Origin of the sequence: Cryobacterium sp. CG_9.6, assembly GCF_029893365.1 — a bacterium.
Lineage (GTDB): Bacteria > Actinomycetota > Actinomycetes > Actinomycetales > Microbacteriaceae > Cryobacterium.
On sequence record NZ_JARXUZ010000001.1, the window covers coordinates 1,951,742 to 1,970,664 of the forward strand.

An 18,923-nucleotide genomic window follows, 5' to 3' on the forward strand; every position below is an offset into this window, starting at 1 on the left:
TAGTTTTTTCTAAATCCAGTTGCATACGACAAGAATTCATGGTGTACTAGTTCTTGTAGTCATAAACAACTAGAAAAGAGACGACATGATGAACTTGCTCACTCTCGAAGAGGCCGCGGCCATTCTTCGCCGGTCGCCCGCTCAAATGCGGTGGCTGCGTCATCAAGGCACCGGCCCCTTATCAGCCAAGATCGCCGGCCGCGTCATGTACCGGGCCGAGGACATCGAGAAGTACGTCACCGCGCAGTTCGACGCCGAGGGCATGAAGGCCACGGCGTGACCACACAAAAAGCCCCCAACCGAATCGGTGCTCTAACACCAGATCCGACCGAGGGCCAAGCATCCGCAGTTCCAGCCACTAAGCAAGGAAACAGAATGTCCCTCAACACTACCGAGTCAGAGCACGAAACGAAGACCCTCGAAGCCATCAAAGCGGAGCGCGCAGCCGCTATGGCTGTAGATTGCGGCCATGACGGATGCGACGGTTTCAGCCATGACGCCCTCGATGACCCGAGCAACTGGATGCACTCCACCCCCGACGAGACGTTCGACACCTCCACGTGGATGATGTTCATGCACAGCGACAAATCAATGGGTTTCTATGCCTGCGACGAAGGTGCAGGTGAACTGAACGCGGCTGAAATCAGAGCCCTTGCTGACAAATATGAGGCTTTCCCTGAATGGCTGCGGAGTCTCGCTGGCCGTCTCGACTCGCTGCAGGGTGCCTGGTGATTGCCGCGCTCACTGTCCGCGCTGCTCGTGGCTTTGTCCCGTCAAAGGATTGGAACGGCCACACGGTCACCAGTCCGACCGGGCGCACAATCCAGCCCGACGACATCGACATGCGAATTCTGTGCAACGCGGATCAGCAAACAGTGGGTGGCAGCATCAACCGCGCCGGCTACCTTGTCACGGCGGTGCGCTAATGGCCATCCACCACATCCTTCTGATTGGAGGCCGCGGCGTGGTCTACCTCGATGCCCGCGAAGAACACCTCACGCCCGACGAGGCTCGAGTCCTGGCCCGCAAGTTGATCGAGGCGGCCGGCGAAATTGAACACCCGGCCGTCGTGTCGGAATGGCCGTAAGGAGCACTCATGACTTGGACCAAGCTCAGCGACGATTTTACGGACGACTGTTGGACCCTTTCAGACGCAGCGGCTCGACTGCATGTTGAAGGGCTCACCTGGTCGAACCGTAAGTTGCTGGACCTACGCATACCGAAGGATGACCTGCACCGATTCAAGACCCCGCAAGCAATCGCAGAGTTGCTGTCGTGTGGCTACTGGGCAGACGCGGGAAATCACTACCAGATCATCCACCACGCCGACTATCAGCGCTTGCGTGAAGCCGTCATTAGGCAGCAGTCGGTTAACAAGGTGAACCGTGCACAGCGGGGGCTTAAGTCGGCACCACCAAGAGAGCAATCTGGTGGCCCAAAGTTCCTTCCAACTGTCTCTAACGATTCGTTGCACGAGTCGATGAACGATTCGACGAACGAAATGGACAGGACAGGACGGGCAGTTATTAGAGAAGTTCTTAGAGAAGAAGAAGAACTTGATGAAGGGATCAAAACACAAGTGAAGGAATGGCCAGTGACTCCAATTCCTACGAGTGACCCCGACAAGTCTGACCACGAGAAGTGTCTGGTGTGCAGCAACTCGCTGTATTCGTCCGATGGTCGATCATCTGGCCTCTGTAAAAAGGGTGACGCCGATCACACTCGTGCTCGTGATGAGAGGGCGGCATGACAGTGCTTTGCGAAGAGCACACCGGTTCTCAGTACCCGCCGAGGTGTGGGGTGTGCCAGAACTTGGCTATCGAGTACGCCCAATTAAATTTGCCCGCCTCTGCAGCTGGGACGACACGACCATGAGCGCCGAAATGGATGACGAGATCCTTGTGCTCGTGTCCCGGCTGATCTTGGCCCGCGGAAATATGGACGAGATCAAAAAGATTATCGCCGCCGATTTCGATGGTATTCGGAACACGAAAGCAGCCAATCGGGCAGGTGCGGTCTTGGGATCTTTGCTCGTGGTGATGCAAAGAGTTTTGGACTCTCACCCGCACCGAGATTTCTACCTTGAGCATTTCAGGGTCAGAAACGAATTCGACTCTATGACCAAGGACATCGACAACACAACAGGAAGCGAATCATGACCGAACCCCTCGAAGCCCAATTCTTAAGAATCACGCCCAAGGGTAAAGCGCTCGTGCACTGCCCTTACTGCGGTCACCAGCACGAGCACGAACGCTTCACCTACGGAAACACCGAGCACCGAGCGCCCGGATGCGGGATCTATGCCCCCGTCAACCGAGACCAGCGCCAGGCCGGATACACCTTCACCATCCCACCGAACAAATACACCACCAGAACGGAAAACAAGAAATGACCTTCGACCACGCCCCCCACGTCAGCACCGACCTGTCAGATCGCCGCCGTAAATCGATAGCTGACCAATGGACCCCTGAAACCGCGAACGAGCTCAAGCAGATCGAGCGCATCGAAGAAGCCGGTCTCAAAGTCTCCCCGGCGCTCTTGATGCACGCCGGCTACATTCAAAACGCACACACGGCAGCAACCACCACTAACACCAAAAAGGACAACTAATCATGGATATCAAAACCGCCGACATCGCCACCCTGAACGCCGCGCTCGAAGTAAAGCAAGCCGAGCTTGCCGCCGTCGAACAGGGCAAGCGCGACACCATCCAAGAAGCCCAGCGCGCCTGGCGAATGAAGCTCGCCACCGAGGGCGAAGCAATGGAGGAAGTGCTCCGACTCCAGCAAGAGGGGCACCACAAGACCGCCGCCGCGGCAGCCGCATCCGGCGACCTCGGCACCGCGTACAAAGAGTTCACCGCGTACCATACCTCGCTGCGGACCCGCGCCTACATCCGCATGAATGGCCAGGGGGCAGCCGACGCCCTCGGACTCAGGTATCACACCACCGCTGAACTGCGCCTTCACCAGCTCGACTTCGTTGAATTCCTCTCACAGGGACTCCGCGCGGCCACCGAACGCGACGCATACAACGAGATCCAGCAGCTCATCGGTGACAGCCCCGCCGACTACGAAGCAGCCGTCGCGTACCTCGGCAGCAACGCCTGACACCCCATGAGACAGGACGGGAGTGCCAGCATCAACAGCAACACGATGCCAGCGCTCCCGTCCCCTCACGCGGCCGCACAGACCGGGAGGGGTGTGTCACGGCACGCACGACGGCAACGAGTGGGGGGTATGCCCCCAAAGCCTCCACTGCGCCACGGGCGGCATAGTCGCATTTTGTACACAGGGACAGTAGACGGTCTACCACTAGGCCCGAGAAGGTTCCGAGGCACCCCGGACGGTAACGGTCCACAAGGGGTGGGCCTATACCCCTCCCACCCCCTGCACGGAAGCACGGGCGTCTTAGGGCCACGGGCAATACATGCTCGATCAATTGACCATTTTTTAGGAGAACGATGAGTAATACAGGTGCCGTTTATGGCAAGGAGGGGACCGCGCTTCACTCTGCGGTCACGGCAGACTTTGAGCTGGACTCTGACGGCGCGCGGATCCTCGATATGGCTTGCCGCACGGTGGACGATCTTTCATCTCTTGAGGGCGCTCTGGTGGGCGCGCCCGTCATGGTGCCGGGCAGCATGGGGCAGGAGCGGGTAAACCCGTTATTTGCCGAGGTTCGCGCTACCCGCGCCCTGGTCGGTCAATTGCTGGGCCGTCTCAAGCTCCCTGACGAGGACTCAGCGTCCGCAAAGGCGGAGTACAACGGCAACCGGGCGCGCAAAGCTGCTGGCGTTCGGTGGGGGCACTAATGGCCGCTCGCCGGCGCTCTACGGCGTCGCGCGCGGTTCCCCCTGCTCACCTGTCGGATCGCACCCCGGATGCATGGCTAACCGCTGCTGAGATCGAACACATGCGCGACCTGCTGACTCGTGCAGCTCGGGCGGATGCGTTCGACGCTCACAAGCTACGGCAAGAGGCGTGGAGAGACTTTCACGGCGCATGGGGGCACAAGGGCACCACCGCTCAACTAATCGCGTGGTGGGCCGATGAGCGCCGCCAGCGCGCTTGCGCCGAGTGGGTCCTCGCTCACCCTGGCAGCAAGCTAGCCGACTTCAGACCGTTCCTCGACGGCATCGAAACGTAACCCCCCGCCCTGGCACGACAAACCCCCGACTCGATACTTGAGCCGGGGGTTTTCTTTGTCGTAGTGGAGTACAGCCCTACCGCTGTAGTCCCATCTTTGTCATTCGTGACACGTTGCGATCCGCGGTGGATATGCGCCCGTCTGCGACCGACCCGACCCGCGCGAGAAGGTACTCACCAGTGAACGGGTTTTCAACATAGATCGGCGCCCCGGCAGCCCCGGCAAACGATCGGCTAGCACCCGTCACGGATGCGTCGATACTTCCCGCCACGTCGGGCAGACTCACGAATGAGCCCAGCGACCCCGACACCTTGCCCTTCATGTCGTCGAGCCCGTTGAGGTAACCCTGTCCCGTGTTCACACCGAAGCCACGGAATACCTTTGACGGTGAGTTGATCCCTAGAGCGGCCTTGAACGGCTCTACGATCCACGACGGAACGATCTTGAGGAAGAACGATCCGATGTTCCGGAGTAGTGATCCTGCACCCTCTAGGAGGCCGTTGATCATGTCCCGGCCGGCGCTGTACAGGATGCCGCCGAGGTTGCCGAGCGCCCCGAGGATCCTTCCCGGCAGACCGGAGAAGAATCCGACGATGCCGTTGACACCGTTGGCAAAGAAGTTGCCGACCGTTGACCACATGCCAGAGAAGAACCCGACCACGCCACTGACGAAACCGCCAACCATGCCGATCGTGTTGGAAACAAAGTCCTTGAACATGCCCCCCGTGTTCTTGAAGAAATCCGAGAACATGCCGATGGAGCTGATGAACACGGCGACCAGCATGGCCCAGGTGTCTTGGAAGAATGTTGTCTGTGTGGCAACCCAGATAATCCCGGCGACGAGTGCGCCGATCGCGATTACGACCAAGCCAATCGGATTAGCTGTGAGCACCGCATTCATGACGACCTGCACCGCAGCCCAGGCCACCGTGACGGCCTTCACAACGGCCATAGTGGCCGTGTACAGCTGGAACGCCAGAACGGCGCCACCGATCGCCACAGCGAACCCCAGGACCAGTGTCAGGTTGTCACTGATGAATGTTGCCAGGCTCGTGAGCGCCGGGATGACGAAGCCGAGGATGCCACTCAGTGCCGTGAACGCACCGACCAGAAGCGCGCCAATCGGCTCAGCGAGACTTGCGAATAGCGTGGCAATCTGTGGCAGCACGGGTAGAAGCGCGGTGAAGATTAGCTGTGCCGGTGATAGTGCAGCGGCCAATTCGAGCAACGGGCCGAGGAGACTCCCGAGCACGGGCGCGAAGGCCGACCCGATGGTCTGGAAGAACGACACAAGCGGCTGGAATGCGCCCGTGAGCTTAGCAACGCCCGCGGGCATCTCTCCGCCTGAAAGCATCCCGGCGAGGCCCTGAAACGCAGGCACGACCGACTTATTCAGGAACCCAACAACCGTTGTAGCGATCGGCAGGAAGATCGCGCCGAACGTGGTGGACAGGTTCTCCATGTTGTTCGAGAGTTGACGCTGCTGATTGGCGAGGCCCTCCGATGTGCGCCCGAGGTCGCCCTGCTGCACCGTCGTCTGAGCCATGATCTCGGCCTGAGCAGCCAAGACCTTCTGCTGCTGCGTGAGAGCGCCCGTACCTGAGTAGATGCCCATCTCGGTAGCGCGCGCCTTAAGGGCTGCGTCATCGAGCAGAACGCCATACTGCCGCAACGGTTCAGACTCACCACGGAGGCCAGCACCGAGCGCCTGAATTGCCTGCTCTGGTGTCGTGTTGTTGAATGATGCGAGGTCACCCGCGAGAGTTAGGAACTCAGTCGAGAACCCAGCGAGATCTTCCCCGCCCAGCCCCGCAGCTTTACCAAAGATGCCGAAGGTCTGCGCCGCCTGCAATGCCGCGTTAGTGGACAGGCCCGCCGATGTCGTAGCACTAGCCGCGAACTCCTGAACGGTCTTATCAGCATCACCGAACACGGCAGAAATAGCCGTGCCAGCCTCCACGAAATCGGATGCATTGCTGATCGAGTCTTTGATGATCTTGCCGATACCGAGACCTGCGAAGGCAGCGGCAAGGGGGCCGGCAAGCTTACTTACCGACCCCAGTACGCCACTCTTTACCCCACGTCCCGCAGCACGTCCAGCTTCTGGACCTGCCGCGTCGAACTCACGCGCAAGCGACCGCCGAAGATTGCGGGCGTCGGGCAGTACCTCAATAAAAGCTTGGTACATGGCATTCGACATTCGTTCTCCTGGCGTGGGATAAGGCCACCACACGGGAGAACGCGGCTAGTTAGTTGACAATATAAACTATATCAGATATGGCCGACACGCGGCAATGCAACTCGCTGGGTACTCAGAAATGCGTAGCCCTGGACGACGGAAACACACGGACATGGCCTAAGTAGTGCTTAGCCCCTCGATGATGTCGGCACTACCGACCCCACCGCCGAGGGTGTGCAAAGTTCGCACCCCCCGACCATTTTAGGGACTCACCTAAAATGGTCGGGTGCAGGTGCCCCAGTCCGCAGCCAGTCCGCAAGAAGTCCGAAAAGGCCCGATTACCGACCATTACCAACAACCCCTAGATCGTTGAATTCATGCGGTAAACAGCACTTGCCAACACCCCGCGATTAGGGGTTATTTGTTCGAGCTCTACTACGGCGTCTAAGCCCACCGTCGGGTAACAAACCGAGAAAAGGACCACACCTTCTGGTGTGGTCCTTTTTCTTGGTCCTTCTTCAGTGTGCGAGAGACAGTGCCAGATCAGCCGGCGCTGGCGCCCGACCGCTCGACCGGACCGTAGAAGAGCCGTTCAAAGACGGCCCGTGAGCGTCTGGTCACCGAGAGATAATCTCCCTGAAGCTCCGTGGCAGACCCGGGCGAATATTCCAGAATCCGGGCAATTCCCTCGAGCTGTGCTCGATCAACGGGCAAGACATCCGATGTGCGGTTGGTCCACAGGGTAATAGCGGACCGCGCACGCGACGCGAACAGCCATGCCGATCGCAGAGTCGCGGCATCCGCTGCACTGACCAGGCCCGCGTCGGAGGCGCCGGTGAGCGCCACCAGAGTAGATGTGGTTCTCAGCCCCGGCACGCGTGCGGCGTTTTGCAGTTGCAGGAGTTGCACGAACCACTCCACATCACTGAGCGAGCCACGGCCCAGTTTGAGGTGTCGGTTGGGATCGGCTCCCTGAGGCAGACGCTCCTTCTCGACCCTGGCCTTGATGCGCTTAATCTCCCGAACTTCCTTCTCGGCGATAGCGGCTGGATACCGCACGGAGTCGGCCAGTCGCTCAAAATCTCGTTGCAGACTCACATCGCCGGCCACACCACGGCCACGCAGGAGGGCCTGTGCCTCCCAGGTGAGCGACCAACGACTGTAGTACGCGGTGAAGGAGTCGAGTGAGCGCACGATCGCTCCATTGCTCCCCTCGGGCCGCAAGCCAATATCAAGGTCGAGGGGCAGACGATCATCGTCTGTGAGCCGATTCAGCTCGCGGACGATGAATCTCGCTCGATCGTGGGCTGGCTCCCCCTCGAGCTTCCCGTTGCGGAAGACGTACATGACGTCGGCGTCCGAGCCAAAGCCGAGTTCGGATCCCCCAAAACGTCCCATGGCGATGACGGCGAATTCAATGCCGTCCGGGGTCTTCGGACCAACGGGGGTTGCAATTCCGGGCTCGTTCAGCTCTCGACCACGAATGGCGGCGATGACGCCACGAATGAAGTTGGAGGTGACGTCGGTGAGACCCACGGCGAGTTCGTCGATGGTGATGCGACCCAGCATGGACCCGAAGGCCAGGCGCAGCAGCTCCCGGCGACGCGCGGTGCGCAGGATCGATGCCGCCGCATCCGGGCTCTCGTGGCGGGCCAGCACCGCTCGCGTCTCATCGAGTAACGCACTGAGGGGGCGCGGACGAAGGTCCTCTTCGTTCTCCAGCCAGGCCACCGCTTCGGGGATCTTCTCGAGCAGTTCCCCCACATACCGAGAACCGGAGAGCACGCGGGTGAGGCGTTCTGCGGCGCCCGAGGAGTCTCGAAGCATGCGCAGGAACCAGTAGGTGGAGCCGAGGTTGTCGCTCAACCGTCGAAAAGCCAGTAGCCCGTAATCTGGGTCGGCTCCCTGAGAGAACCATTGAAGGAGAACAGGGAGCAGATGCCGCTGGATGGTTGCGCGGCGGGACACACCTCCGGAGAGCGCCGCGATGTGTCCGAGAGCTCCTCGCGGGTTGAGGAAACCAATTGCGGCGAGGCGTGCCTCCGCTTGGGCGCTGGTGAGGTTGAGGCCTTCGGCGGGCAGGGCCGCGACGGCACTCAGCAGCGGCCGGTAGAACAGTCGCTCGTGCAGCCCCCGCACGCGCTGTTTCGTTTGCGCCCAGCGAGTCGACAGCCCGGCTGCACTCGTAGCCAGACCGGTGGCTCGGGCCAGCACCCGCATGTTCGCTTCGTCCCGAGGAACGAGGTGGGTCCGTCGGAGCTTCTCGAGCTGGAGTCGGTGCTCCATGAGGCGCAGCATGCGGTAGTCGTGGGAGAACTCAGCCGCCTCTGCGCGACCAACGTAGCCACCCTGGGCGAGGGCAACAAGCGCTGGCAAAGTGCCGCTCTGTCGCACGGACGGATCTGACTGCCCATGAACGAGCTGCAACAGCTGAACGGTGAATTCAATGTCACGCAGCCCTCCGGGGCCGAGCTTGAGCTGAAAGTCCACCTCATCGTCAGGGATGTTGTCTGTGACGCGTTCCCGCATCCGCTGAACAGACTCCACAAAATTTTCTCGGCTCGCGCTGCTCCACACCTTGGGGGTGACAGCGTCGATGTAGCGCGCCCCGAGTTCGCTGTCGCCAGCCAGGGTGCGGGCTTTGAGCAGCGCCTGAAACTCCCAGCTTTTTGCCCACCGGTCGTAATACGCAAGATGAGATTCGATCGACCGCACGAGGGCCCCGCTTTTGCCCTCTGGCCGGAGGTTCGGATCGACCTCCCAGAGCTCCGGTTCGATTCCTGTTTCGTTCATGCCGCGCATCATGAGGATGGCGAGCCGAATGGCGATTTCCACTGCCCGGGTAGATTCGAGACCGCGCTCGGGATTACCGTCGGCGACAAAGATGACGTCCACGTCGCTCACATAATTGAGTTCCCGGGCGCCGGCTTTGCCCATTCCGATCACTGCGAGTCGCGTTGCACGCACCTCGTCCCGAGGAAAGACGCCTCGCCCTGCCACGTCTCCGCTGGTCATGCTGCGTGCGACCGCCAGGGCGGCTTCGAGCGCCGCCGTGGCGAGGTCGGCCAGGGCGTCCGCAATTCCATCCACGCCCGCCACAGGATCGGCCTGTTCAAGGTCGAATGCCGCCACCGTGGCGAGGCGTCGGCGATACCGCACCCGGAGTGCCACCCAGGCAGCGTCGTCAGTGAGGGTGGAGAATCCCTGCACTGCGCCCACGGATTCCAGCAGATCCGTGGTGAGCTCGTCAACCGTGGGCAGAGTGAGGATGGGTGCGGCCAGGATGGGGAGCTCATCGGGGTGGCGCAAAAAGAAGTCAGCGAGGCCCTGCGAGGCTCCCAGCACACGAATGAGCCGTAGGGCAGCATCCGTGGCGGAGAGAATGGCAAAAATCTCAACGGAACCTTGCCGCAGCAGCGCCACAAGAGCACCGAGCGCAGCATCAGGGTTTGCCGCTTTCGACAGCAGCGGGATCAGTTCACGGCTGGGTGGTCCCCCGAGTTCTTCGGTCTCGGTGAGACGCAGGCGCACCTCACCGAGATCAACAAAACCAACTCTGGCCAGTTCGGTCAGAGTCAGGGGTTCGCGCTCCATTGCCCGGTCCCCCATAACTCCTAGAGCATCTCGAGGTTTTTGCGCAGCTCAAACGGGGTGACCTGAGAGCGGTAGTCCTTCCACTCCTGTCGCTTGTTCAACAGAACGTAGTTAAAAACCTGCTCGCCGAGCGTCTCCGCAACAAGCTCCGACTCTTCCATGTATTGAATCGCGTGGTCAAGGCTTGCGGGGAGCTGGGTGTATCCGAGTGCTCGACGCTCCGTGTCGCTGAGACTCCAGACGTTGTCTTCCGCCTCGGGCGGTAGCTCGTAGCCCTCTTCGATTCCCTTGAGGCCAGCAGCAAGCATGAGCGAGTACGCGAGGTACGGGTTTGCTGCGGAGTCGATGGCTCGGTACTCCACTCGGGCGCTCTGTCCCTTGTTGGGCTTGTACAGCGGAACGCGGATGAGCGCCGAGCGGTTGTTGTGGCCCCAGCACACGAAGCTCGGGGCTTCGTCGCCGCCCCAAAGGCGCTTGTAGGAGTTCACGAACTGGTTGGTGACGGCGGTGATCTCCGGCGCGTGCTTGAGCAGCCCGGCAATGAACTGACGACCGATTGTTGAGAGCTGGTACTGGGCACCAGCTTCGAAGAAGGCATTCGTATCCCCCTCGAAGAGTGACATGTGCGTGTGCATGCCAGAACCCGGGTGCTCGGACATGGGCTTGGGCATGAAGGTGGCGTACACACCCTGCTCGATCGCCACCTCCTTCACGACGGTGCGGAAGGTCATAATGTTGTCGGCCGTGGTGAGGGCATCGGCATAGCGCAGATCGATCTCGTTCTGGCCGGGGCCAGCCTCGTGGTGGCTGAACTCGACCGAGATGCCGAGGTCTTCGAGCATCCGAACGGAGCGACGGCGAAAATCGTGAGCCGTGCCACCCGGGACGTTATCAAAGTAGCCGGCCGAATCGACCGGTACCGGCCCATTCTTGCCATACTTCGACGACTTGAGGAGGTAGAACTCAATCTCGGGGTGTGTGTAGAAGGTGAAGCCGCGATCGGCGGCCTTCGCGAGCGTGCGCTTGAGCACGTTGCGCGGGTCGGCGACGGCGGGCTGACCGTCGGGCGTCGTGATGTCGCAAAACATGCGTGCGGTCGGGTCAACTTCGCCGCGCCACGGGAGGATCTGGAAGGTGGTGGGGTCCGGGTGGGCCAGCACATCCGCTTCGAACGAACGGGTCAGTCCCTCGATGGCCGAGCCGTCAAACCCGAGTCCCTCGTTGAAGGCGCCCTCCACCTCGGCGGGCGCAATGGCCACCGACTTGAGGGTGCCGACCACGTCGGTGAACCATAGTCGAACGAACTTGATTCCTCGCTCCTCGATGGTACGAAGAACGAAATCGCGCTGCTTGTCCATTCAGCCCCTTCTGGTTCCCTCCAAGGTTACTGGCTCGGCGTAGATATTGATGGCTTGACTACACTTGTGGCATGTCAGAATCGTCCGCGTCGAACGCGACTGCACCCGACTCGTCTCTTCCCGCGCCGGAACAACACCCCTACGGACACGCGCCGGACGGTCCCAAGCGGGTTCGTACGCGCCATTTTCACAATGCAAAGCAGCAGGGAATCCCCATCACGGGACTCACCAGTTATGACATGCTCACCGCGCAAATCTTCGATCAGGCCGGCATCGACTTCCTGCTCGTGGGTGATTCCGCGGGCAACAATGTGTTCGGCTACGAGACAACCCTTCCGGTCACCGTGGATGAACTCATTCCTCTAACCCGTGCCGTTGCCCGCGCGGTGAAGCGTGCGCTCGTCGTGGCCGATATGCCTTTCGGTTCGTACGAGAGCGGCGCGGATCAGGCGCTGTCCACGGCCGTGCGATTCATGAAGGAGTCGCAGGCCCATGCCGTAAAACTTGAGGGTGGCGTTCGAAGCCACAAGCAGATTAAGCGCATTGTGTCTGCCGGCATTCCTGTGATGGGGCACGTAGGTTTTACGCCCCAAAGCGAACACGGTCTTGGTGGGCACATCATTCAGGGACGTGGCGACGCCGCCCAGAACCTCATCAACGACGCCCTCGCTGTTCAAGAGGCGGGCGCTTTCGCTGTGGTGCTGGAAATGGTTCCCGGTTCGGTTGCCGCTCAGGTGACGGCGGCGTTGGACATCCCAACCATTGGCGTGGGTGCCGGGCCGTCCGTCAATGGCCAGCTACTGGTCTGGACCGACTTTGCCGGCATGACCGACGGCCGCGTTCCGCGCTTTGTGCGCCAGTACGCCAACGTTCGCCAGGTGCTCACGGATGCCGTCCACAGCTTTCGTGATGACGTGAACTCTGGCGCCTACCCCGCCCCGGAGCACAACTACGAATAGCCTGGCGCCTCGGCCGCTGTCCTAACGGTTGTCGCGGGCGTCGTCCTCGGACCACTTGGCGCTGTTGGCACGCAGCTTCTCGAGCGCGTGAGTCGCTTCATAATGAGTGGGAAAAGGACCGACGCGGTCGAGGGAGGGTGACTGGAACCCTTTTTCGACGGCTCCGGTGCGCATGTTGTACCAGTACTGGTTTTCCGTGTCCTCGGCCATAGGGTTGATCATATGCCTAAGGATTCAACCGGTCACCTCGTCCCTGGAAGCGTGTCGTCGATGCGTTCCGTTCCCTCTCACATTGCGCGCCCCGAATACGTGGGCAAGAAAGGTCCGAGTCCGTTCACCGGATCGGACGTGTATTCAAGCGACTCGATTGCGCTCATTCGCGAATCCGGTCAGATAGCGGCCCGAGCCATTGAGCTCGTGGGCCGGTCTATCCGCCCCGGCATCACCACCGAAGAACTCGACATCATCGCGCACGACTACATGGTTGCCCATGATGCGTACCCCTCGACCCTCGGTTATCGCGGCTACCCAAAATCCCTGTGCAGTTCGGTCAACGAGGTCATTTGCCACGGAATCCCCGACAATACGGTTCTCGAAGACGGGGACATTGTGAACATCGACATCACCGCATTCAAAAACGGTGTGCACGGTGATACCAATGTCACCTTCATCGTTGGCGAGGCGAGTGAAGACGTAACCCTTCTCGTTGACCGCACCCGAGAAGCGCTCAATCGCGGCATCAAGGCAGTGGCCCCCGGGCGCCAGGTGAACGTCATTGGCCGTGCAATCGAGTCCTACGCCAAACGCTTCAACTACGGTGTCGTCCGCGACTACACCGGTCACGGCGTGGGCGCAGCTTTTCATTCCGGCCTCATCATTCCCCACTATGACGCACCTCAGTACGACACCGTCATGGAGGTGGGTATGGTCTTCACCATTGAACCCATGCTGACTCTTGGCGGCTCCGCTGACTGGGACATGTGGAACGATGACTGGACCGTTCTCACCAAGGACCGCAGCGTGACCGCCCAGTTTGAGCACACGCTTGTCGTGACCGAGCGTGGCGCAGAAGTTCTCACGCTGCCCTAGCGGGTAGGTTTTAACAATGAGCGCAACAACGGCCATCGGCATTGACATTGGCGGAACCGGCATAAAGGGGGCGGTTATCAATTTGACAACCGGTGCTTTGCTGACGGACCGGATCAAAATACCCACGCCCAAGGGTGGACGCCCGCAGGACATCATCGACACGACCACCGAGCTCCTCGCTCGCGTCGCTACGGGTACCGATGATCTGCCGGTCGGCATCTGCTTTCCCGCCGTCATCAAGAACGGTCACACCATGTCAGCGGCAAACGTGTCGGACAAGTGGATTGGACTCGCGGCCGAGTCCGTCTTTGAAAAGGCTCTGAAACGCCCCATTCACTTTGTCAACGATGCGGATGCCGCCGGTTACGCCGAATCGCAATTTGGCGCGGCACAGAATGTGTCGGGCGTTGTCCTGCTCACCACTCTCGGCACCGGAATTGGGACCGCCCTTCTCAACAACGGCGTGCTGGTACCAAATACAGAGCTCGGGCATCTGCAAATCGAGGGCAAGGACTACGAGAGCAAGGCCGCATACTCGGCGAAGGAACGAGAAGACCTCAGCTGGGACAAGTGGGCGACACGTCTGCAGAAGTACTACAGCACCCTTGAAGCACTCTTCTCCCCTGACCTGTTCATCGTGGGGGGCGGCGTCTCCAAGCACCACGAGGACTTCCTCCCGCTCTTACGGTTGAAGACACGCATTATTCCGGCCGTGCACCGCAACAATGCGGGCATCCTGGGCGCCGCCGCGCTCGCGGTCAAGCACCAGGACTAACGGTGTCTGCGGTGTTCGACCACATCGATGAGGTCTTCTCCACCCACTTTGCTCGTGGTTCTGCCCCGAGCCTGGTGTGGGGAACCTTCGATCGTCGTGGTCTCATGCACGTTGGGGCGGTCGGGCGGGGTCACGACGGCATGGAACCCGGGCCGGACACGGCCTACCGCATTGCGTCCTGCACCAAAAGCTTCACTGCCGCCACGCTTCTTGCGCTGCGCGATGCGGGTCAGCTCAGCCTCGACGACAGGGTGACGCGCTTCGTCCCGGCATTTGCTGAGGTTGTGCTGCCCACAGCGGATGCCCCGGTGCCGACCCTGCGGATGCTCCTCACGATGTCGGCCGGGTTCCCCACCGATGACCCGTGGGCCGACCGTCAGGAGGCGATGAGCCGGGATGAGTTCGATACACTTCTGCGCACCGGTCTCACCTTCGAGTCAATCCCCGGCACGGCGTTCGCGTACTCCAACCTCGGCTTTGCACTGCTGGGCCGGGTGATCGAACAGGCGAGCGGGCGCAGCTACCGTGACCTCGTCACCGAACTTTTCCTCGAACCTCTGGGGCTGACCGGCACGGGCTGGGATGCGTCGGTGCCGGCCGCGGGAGGCGTAGCCGTGGGCACGCGCTGGCTCGACAGTACCTGGCACTCCCTGCCGTTCTCCGCACCCGGCGTCTTCTCCCCCATCGGCGGCCTCTTCAGCACCGTCACCGACCTCAGCGCGTGGGCGGCGTGGCTTGCGTCGGCGTTCGACCCGGCCGGAGCCGACGAGCCGGCGTCTCCACTCTCCCGCGCCAGCAGACGCGAGATGCAGCAGGCGTATCGTTTCGTTCCCGCGCTGCCGCAGCATCCGACGGGGTATGGTTTCGGGCTCTTCGTTGAACACGATGCGCGCAGGGGGACGGTCGTCTCCCACTCGGGCGGCTATCCGGGGTTCTCTGCCCACATGCGTTGGTCGGCCGAGCGAGGCCACGGTATCGTCGCCTTCGGTAACGCCACCCACTCGCGGCTATCGGTGGCCACAACGTTGGCGTTTAACCGTCTCGACGCCGAGCAGAGCCCGGCACCCGTAACTGTTCTTCCGGCCACGCGGGTCGCCCAGCACGCGCTCACCCGTTTGATTCGCCAGTGGAGTGACGACGCGGCGCGCGACCTGTTTGCCCCCAACGTGGAGCTTGATGATTCTCTTGAGCGCCGACGGTCCGCCATCGCGCGCGCCGTTGACCTCGTGGGCGGGCTTGCGCCACAGGACATGCCAACGCATGCTCACCGCCTCGATACCGGTGAGGTATCGACCGGGCTGGCGCACCTTGTGTGGTTCGTTCCGGGTGTGGCCGGCCGGTTGCGGGTAGAGATTCGATTGACACCGCAACACCCACCACGTGTGCAAACACTCACGGTCACAACCGACCTGGTGCAACCCCGCTGAGAGAGCGCCGATGCCGGCATCCCGCTTCGATTACGGGTGTGGAATGGGCCGGCTATTACGCCGGGTTCTGTCCCGGTGCCGAGGCACCGTGGACGGCCATCTATCTTGGGACTACGTTACCGCAGCCCTCTAGCGGTCTACCCGAAAGCTCGGCGAGCCGCCTTAGCGCTTTCTGTCTGACCTTGCTCCGGACGAGGTTTACCTAGCCGACCAGGTCACCCTGGCCTCTGGTGGTCTCTTACACCACCGTTTCACCCTTACCCCCTGGCCTCACCCGAAGGAGAAGCCTGGTGGCGGTTTACTTTCTGTGGCACTGTCTCGCGGGTTACCCCGGGTGGGTGTTACCCACCGTCCTGCTCTATGGAGCCCGGACGTTCCTCGGCGCCCACCGTTTATGGGCAAGCCCTCAAACTATGAACGACGCGACCGTCTTGCCGACCCATTCCGGAAGCTAACTCTACAGCCCCGCAGCTGTCCTAAATGCCGGACTCCTCCGTGCGCACCAGAATAGCGCCGCAGTCGGGGCAAAAGATGACCTCGTTTGCGGCAGCCTGGCGCACCTCAGCCAGGTCGCTCCCGGTGAGGGTCATCGTGCAGCCGCTGCAGGTGCGGGCACGCAGCAGCGCTGCCGCATTTCCGCGCCCGGTGACGAGCCGCTTCTCGTACAGGGTAACAAGCTCCCCGTCAATGGTTCCCGCAACCGTGAGACGATCACGTCGAAGTTCACCGATCTGACGCTCGAGGTCTGCAAGAAGCTCATCGCGGCCCGTCTCCGCTGCGATCATTCGCTCCGCCACAGCGTCACGCTCACGGACGACGACGGCAACGGATGCCTCGTGCTGCTCAAGCCGCTCCATCACGGCGATCTCGATCTCCTCGAGGTCGAAGAGACGTTTACGCAGCGAGGTGAGTTCTGTCTCGAGCGCCTGAACGTCCTTGATGGACGAGGTGCTCTGCACGCGCTCCGTGTCGCGGGCAATGCGCTTCTCGACCACCCCGACATCAGATTCGATGCGGCCAAGCTCGGTACGCACGTCGCCGAGAGCTCCACCCTCCGTCGTCATTCTCGCGCGAACAGCATCCGCTTCACGCTTGAGGCTCAAGACTTCAGCATGCTGAGGAAGCGACGTTGTCTGGTGAGCGACCTGGAGCACCTTGGTGTCGAGGGCCTGGAGCCGGAGAAGCTCCTGCTGCTGGAGGGGCGTTGCCTTCACGTGTGTGACCTTTGTTTATGTGGGGTAGTGGGAAGAAAAAGAAGTGTGGAGAGCATGTCAGTGCATGACAACGAAATCCCACGGGTCGGTGCGAAGGTCACTCACCGTCACGACGACACCGGGCAAGGCGGTTCGCAGCTGGTTGGCGGCACCATCCAGCCATAACCATTCGCTCGCCCAGTGTGACACGTCGATGAGTGCCGGCGCACCGTGAGCGAGCCGGGCCTCTTCCCGGGCTTCAGAGGCCGGATGATGACGCAGATCCGACGTGATGTACACGTCTGACTGAAGCACTGCCGCCTCACGGAGGAGGGAATCACCGGCTCCCCCGCACAGTGCAACGCGTTTTACCGGCATGGTGTAGTCGCCCGACACTCGAATCCCGGACGCGGTAGCCGGAAGAATCTTGCTGAGCAGATGCGCCAGATGCCCGAGTGAAACCGCTTCAGGCAGCTCACCCACCCGGCCCAGACCGATACGGGGCGTGGCGCCGACAACGATGGGCCGGGCATCCACAAGTCCGAGCAGCGTCGCCAGGGTGTCGGACACTCCGCCACTGACAATGTCCGCGTTGGTGTGAGCGGACAGCAGAGCGCAATTGGCGCGCACGAGACGAGCGAGCAGTGACCCCTTGTAGCGGTCCTCAGCGATGGAAGTTACCCCGCGGAGAAGCAGTGGGTGGTGCACCAGCAGCAGGTCTGCTGAACCCGCGATGGCTTCCTCAACGGTGTCGGAAACAGCGTCAACAGCCAGGTGTATGGCGGTAATATTTCGGGACAGATCGCCGGTGACAAGACCCGGGGCGTCCCATGCTTCGGCACCTGAGAGCGGCCACAGTTCGTGAGCGACACGGTTGACGTCGGCGAGCGAGAAAGACACAGGAACAGCCTACCGCGACGGGGCCGTGTCGCCCCGGCACCAGCCACACAGCGGCATGTCGACACCGAACAGCCTGCGCGGTGATCAGGCAGACCATTCAACGACGGGGATCGTGCTGTTAGTAATCGAAATCGTCGAATTGGGCCGGCACAACGTCTTCACGCGTCCACGATGCGGGAATCATGGCTCCGGACTGCGCCTTGCGATTGAGAAAGTCCAGCGTCTCCGGCTCGACCAATTCTGGTACGAGGTGCGGAATCGTCACGCTGACGAGCTGGCTCGCCGTACCAATTAAGAATTGCGCACGGAGAAGCCGGCCACCCTCACCGGCCACGGGGATATCAATGACATCCACTTGACGACGATTACATAGAGCTTCGGCGTACAGCATAACTGCGTCAGCGAGTTGGCTTCCGGTAACGACGGAACCGCCTGGATAAAAAAGTTGCTTCATGGTGTCCCCTACAGAGCTCACGAATTATGTGTGCTACCGGGGTCTGGGGTGCTCTGTCAGTGTACGCCCGACGGTCTTCTTTGTGCAGGAAACTTTCAGCGAAACTGGACATCTACCGTGAGCGGTCCTTCTCGACTACAGGTCGAGTTCGCGCTTCACAATGCGCTCAGCAACATCCGCCAGGGTCGTGGAATTGCTCCGCGCATAATTCCTGATCAGGTCGAACGCCGCCCCCATGTGAACGTCGTGCGTGTACGCGAGCACACCCTTTGCCTGTTCGATCAGAATTCGGCTGTTCAGCGCATGCTGAAGCTGCTGTCGCACCACGTCGCTCTCACGAATAGCTCGTTCCTGCAGAATGCCAATGGTGGCAACGTCCGCGAGGGCCTGCACGGTGTGTGAGTCGGTCTGGGTGAGCCCACCTTTTCGATCCCAGAAGAGGTTAAGCGACCCGATTGTCGTTGCGCGAAGCCTCAGGGGCACGGCGTGCATGGAAGCGAAACCCTGTTCCAACGCACCCTCGCGAAATTCCGGCCACTTCTCACCGACAGCGGTGATGTCCGGGACGGCCACGGCCTGACCGGTGAGAAAGCTTTCTACGCAGGGGCCGCGGCCTTCCCGCAGTTGCAAGATTTCAACGAGACGGCTGCGTTCGTTCGTCGATGCGACGACCTCAAGCTCACCGTTCCCGGCCGAGAGAATGATGCCTGCAGCTGCCGCGTCGAGCAGTACCGCGCACTTGTCCACGAGGGTACAGAGGAGGTCAACAACGTCATAGTCAGCCACAAGCGTGTCGGCGAGGGTGACAAAGGTCTCTAAGAGCTGACCTTCACGAGTCTGGGTCAC

At 61.1% G+C, this 18,923-nt stretch carries 22 protein-coding genes and 1 other RNA gene; 14 read left to right on the top strand and 9 right to left on the bottom strand.

Features of this window, described 5'->3' with window-relative positions:
* Positions 1 to 85 precede the first annotated feature (85 nt).
* The 10 genes from H4V99_RS08870 to H4V99_RS08915 all read left to right on the top strand — a co-directional run bounded on the left by H4V99_RS08870 (position 86) and on the right by H4V99_RS08915 (position 3,814).
* Positions 86 to 280 (top strand): helix-turn-helix domain-containing protein, encoded by a 195-nt coding sequence (locus H4V99_RS08870; RefSeq protein WP_280677432.1) that lies wholly within the window; start codon positions 86 to 88, stop codon positions 278 to 280.
* Positions 281 to 375: 95 nt separating this feature from the next.
* Positions 376 to 732: a hypothetical protein gene (locus tag H4V99_RS08875; protein WP_280677434.1), complete on the top strand. Its 357-nt coding sequence runs from the start codon at positions 376 to 378 to the stop codon at positions 730 to 732.
* A complete protein-coding gene (locus H4V99_RS08880; RefSeq protein WP_280677436.1) occupies positions 729 to 926 on the top strand; it encodes a hypothetical protein in 198 nt (65 codons plus the stop codon). The genes H4V99_RS08875 and H4V99_RS08880 overlap by 4 nt, the downstream gene beginning before the upstream one ends.
* A complete protein-coding gene (locus tag H4V99_RS08885) occupies positions 926 to 1,087 on the top strand; it encodes a hypothetical protein (protein ID WP_280677438.1) in 162 nt (53 codons plus the stop codon). Before H4V99_RS08880 ends, H4V99_RS08885 begins: the two co-directional genes overlap by 1 nt.
* Before the next feature lie 9 nt (positions 1,088 to 1,096).
* The gene (locus tag H4V99_RS08890; RefSeq protein WP_280677440.1) at positions 1,097 to 1,750 is read left to right on the top strand and encodes a hypothetical protein; all 654 of its coding nucleotides are present in this window, start codon (positions 1,097 to 1,099) and stop codon (positions 1,748 to 1,750) included.
* 52 nt (positions 1,751 to 1,802) lie between these two features.
* Positions 1,803 to 2,159 carry a hypothetical protein gene (locus H4V99_RS08895; protein WP_280677442.1) on the top strand — a complete coding sequence of 119 codons (357 nt, stop codon included), beginning with the start codon at positions 1,803 to 1,805 and terminating at the stop codon, positions 2,157 to 2,159.
* Positions 2,156 to 2,392: a hypothetical protein gene (locus H4V99_RS08900; RefSeq protein ID WP_280677444.1), complete on the top strand. Its 237-nt coding sequence runs from the start codon at positions 2,156 to 2,158 to the stop codon at positions 2,390 to 2,392. Before H4V99_RS08895 ends, H4V99_RS08900 begins: the two co-directional genes overlap by 4 nt.
* Positions 2,389 to 2,610 (top strand): hypothetical protein, encoded by a 222-nt coding sequence (locus tag H4V99_RS08905; protein WP_280677446.1) that lies wholly within the window; start codon positions 2,389 to 2,391, stop codon positions 2,608 to 2,610. The genes H4V99_RS08900 and H4V99_RS08905 overlap by 4 nt, the downstream gene beginning before the upstream one ends.
* 2 nt (positions 2,611 to 2,612) lie before the next feature.
* Positions 2,613 to 3,110: a hypothetical protein gene (locus H4V99_RS08910; RefSeq protein ID WP_280677448.1), complete on the top strand. Its 498-nt coding sequence runs from the start codon at positions 2,613 to 2,615 to the stop codon at positions 3,108 to 3,110.
* Between the two features lie 353 nt (positions 3,111 to 3,463).
* The gene (locus H4V99_RS08915) at positions 3,464 to 3,814 is read left to right on the top strand and encodes a hypothetical protein (protein ID WP_280677450.1); all 351 of its coding nucleotides are present in this window, start codon (positions 3,464 to 3,466) and stop codon (positions 3,812 to 3,814) included.
* A 411-nt stretch (positions 3,815 to 4,225) separates the two neighbouring features.
* On the opposite strand, the gene H4V99_RS08920 is transcribed toward H4V99_RS08915, so the two are convergent.
* From H4V99_RS08920 to H4V99_RS08930, 3 genes are all read right to left on the bottom strand, one after another.
* Positions 4,226 to 6,349 (bottom strand): hypothetical protein, encoded by a 2,124-nt coding sequence (locus H4V99_RS08920; RefSeq protein ID WP_280677452.1) that lies wholly within the window; start codon positions 6,347 to 6,349, stop codon positions 4,226 to 4,228.
* A 522-nt stretch (positions 6,350 to 6,871) separates the two neighbouring features.
* Positions 6,872 to 9,922: a bifunctional [glutamine synthetase] adenylyltransferase/[glutamine synthetase]-adenylyl-L-tyrosine phosphorylase gene (locus H4V99_RS08925; protein WP_280677454.1), complete on the bottom strand. Its 3,051-nt coding sequence runs from the start codon at positions 9,920 to 9,922 to the stop codon at positions 6,872 to 6,874.
* A gap of 20 nt (positions 9,923 to 9,942) precedes the next feature.
* Entirely contained in the window at positions 9,943 to 11,280 is a 1,338-nt protein-coding gene (locus H4V99_RS08930) for a glutamine synthetase family protein (protein WP_280677456.1), read from the bottom strand.
* 71 nt (positions 11,281 to 11,351) lie between these two features.
* Between H4V99_RS08930 and panB the strand changes: the two genes are divergently transcribed.
* Positions 11,352 to 12,239, top strand: coding sequence for a 3-methyl-2-oxobutanoate hydroxymethyltransferase (panB, locus tag H4V99_RS08935; protein WP_280677458.1), 888 nt, complete (start codon positions 11,352 to 11,354; stop codon positions 12,237 to 12,239).
* 21 nt (positions 12,240 to 12,260) lie between these two features.
* On the opposite strand, the gene H4V99_RS08940 is transcribed toward panB, so the two are convergent.
* Positions 12,261 to 12,449: an SPOR domain-containing protein gene (locus H4V99_RS08940; protein ID WP_280677460.1), complete on the bottom strand. Its 189-nt coding sequence runs from the start codon at positions 12,447 to 12,449 to the stop codon at positions 12,261 to 12,263.
* A 12-nt stretch (positions 12,450 to 12,461) separates the two neighbouring features.
* Here H4V99_RS08940 and map point away from each other — a divergent pair, with 12 nt between their 5' ends.
* The 3 genes from map to H4V99_RS08955 are packed head-to-tail and all read left to right on the top strand — an operon-like array spanning position 12,462 to position 15,530.
* Positions 12,462 to 13,328 (top strand): type I methionyl aminopeptidase, encoded by an 867-nt coding sequence (gene map / locus H4V99_RS08945; protein WP_280677462.1) that lies wholly within the window; start codon positions 12,462 to 12,464, stop codon positions 13,326 to 13,328.
* A gap of 16 nt (positions 13,329 to 13,344) precedes the next feature.
* The gene (gene ppgK, locus H4V99_RS08950; protein WP_280677464.1) at positions 13,345 to 14,103 is read left to right on the top strand and encodes a polyphosphate--glucose phosphotransferase; all 759 of its coding nucleotides are present in this window, start codon (positions 13,345 to 13,347) and stop codon (positions 14,101 to 14,103) included.
* Positions 14,104 to 14,114: 11 nt separating this feature from the next.
* The gene (locus H4V99_RS08955; protein ID WP_280677466.1) at positions 14,115 to 15,530 is read left to right on the top strand and encodes a serine hydrolase domain-containing protein; all 1,416 of its coding nucleotides are present in this window, start codon (positions 14,115 to 14,117) and stop codon (positions 15,528 to 15,530) included.
* 40 nt (positions 15,531 to 15,570) lie between these two features.
* On the opposite strand, the gene rnpB is transcribed toward H4V99_RS08955, so the two are convergent.
* The 5 genes from rnpB to H4V99_RS08980 form a co-directional block, all read right to left on the bottom strand.
* An RNA gene (gene rnpB / locus H4V99_RS08960) (RNase P RNA component class A) lies at positions 15,571 to 15,972 on the bottom strand.
* A 34-nt stretch (positions 15,973 to 16,006) separates the two neighbouring features.
* Positions 16,007 to 16,744 (bottom strand): C4-type zinc ribbon domain-containing protein, encoded by a 738-nt coding sequence (locus H4V99_RS08965; RefSeq protein WP_280677468.1) that lies wholly within the window; start codon positions 16,742 to 16,744, stop codon positions 16,007 to 16,009.
* Between the two features lie 57 nt (positions 16,745 to 16,801).
* Positions 16,802 to 17,623, bottom strand: coding sequence for a Nif3-like dinuclear metal center hexameric protein (locus H4V99_RS08970; protein WP_280677470.1), 822 nt, complete (start codon positions 17,621 to 17,623; stop codon positions 16,802 to 16,804).
* 118 nt (positions 17,624 to 17,741) lie between these two features.
* Positions 17,742 to 18,077, bottom strand: coding sequence for a hypothetical protein (locus H4V99_RS08975; RefSeq protein ID WP_280677472.1), 336 nt, complete (start codon positions 18,075 to 18,077; stop codon positions 17,742 to 17,744).
* A 135-nt stretch (positions 18,078 to 18,212) separates the two neighbouring features.
* Positions 18,213 to 18,923 carry a GAF and ANTAR domain-containing protein gene (locus tag H4V99_RS08980; RefSeq protein ID WP_280677474.1) on the bottom strand — a complete coding sequence of 237 codons (711 nt, stop codon included), beginning with the start codon at positions 18,921 to 18,923 and terminating at the stop codon, positions 18,213 to 18,215.

Coding starts and splice junctions, on each gene's coding strand:
- H4V99_RS08870 (WP_280677432.1), top strand. CDS start 86: ATGATGAACTTGCTCACTCTCGAAGAGGCCGCGGCCATTCTTCGCCGG.
- H4V99_RS08875 (WP_280677434.1), top strand. CDS start 376: ATGTCCCTCAACACTACCGAGTCAGAGCACGAAACGAAGACCCTCGAA.
- H4V99_RS08885 (WP_280677438.1), top strand. CDS start 926: ATGGCCATCCACCACATCCTTCTGATTGGAGGCCGCGGCGTGGTCTAC.
- H4V99_RS08890 (WP_280677440.1), top strand. CDS start 1,097: ATGACTTGGACCAAGCTCAGCGACGATTTTACGGACGACTGTTGGACC.
- H4V99_RS08900 (WP_280677444.1), top strand. CDS start 2,156: ATGACCGAACCCCTCGAAGCCCAATTCTTAAGAATCACGCCCAAGGGT.
- H4V99_RS08905 (WP_280677446.1), top strand. CDS start 2,389: ATGACCTTCGACCACGCCCCCCACGTCAGCACCGACCTGTCAGATCGC.
- H4V99_RS08910 (WP_280677448.1), top strand. CDS start 2,613: ATGGATATCAAAACCGCCGACATCGCCACCCTGAACGCCGCGCTCGAA.
- H4V99_RS08915 (WP_280677450.1), top strand. CDS start 3,464: ATGAGTAATACAGGTGCCGTTTATGGCAAGGAGGGGACCGCGCTTCAC.
- H4V99_RS08920 (WP_280677452.1), bottom strand. CDS start 6,349: ATGTCGAATGCCATGTACCAAGCTTTTATTGAGGTACTGCCCGACGCC.
- H4V99_RS08925 (WP_280677454.1), bottom strand. CDS start 9,922: ATGGAGCGCGAACCCCTGACTCTGACCGAACTGGCCAGAGTTGGTTTT.
- H4V99_RS08930 (WP_280677456.1), bottom strand. CDS start 11,280: ATGGACAAGCAGCGCGATTTCGTTCTTCGTACCATCGAGGAGCGAGGA.
- panB (WP_280677458.1), top strand. CDS start 11,352: ATGTCAGAATCGTCCGCGTCGAACGCGACTGCACCCGACTCGTCTCTT.
- H4V99_RS08940 (WP_280677460.1), bottom strand. CDS start 12,449: ATGGCCGAGGACACGGAAAACCAGTACTGGTACAACATGCGCACCGGA.
- map (WP_280677462.1), top strand. CDS start 12,462: ATGCCTAAGGATTCAACCGGTCACCTCGTCCCTGGAAGCGTGTCGTCG.
- ppgK (WP_280677464.1), top strand. CDS start 13,345: ATGAGCGCAACAACGGCCATCGGCATTGACATTGGCGGAACCGGCATA.
- H4V99_RS08975 (WP_280677472.1), bottom strand. CDS start 18,077: ATGAAGCAACTTTTTTATCCAGGCGGTTCCGTCGTTACCGGAAGCCAA.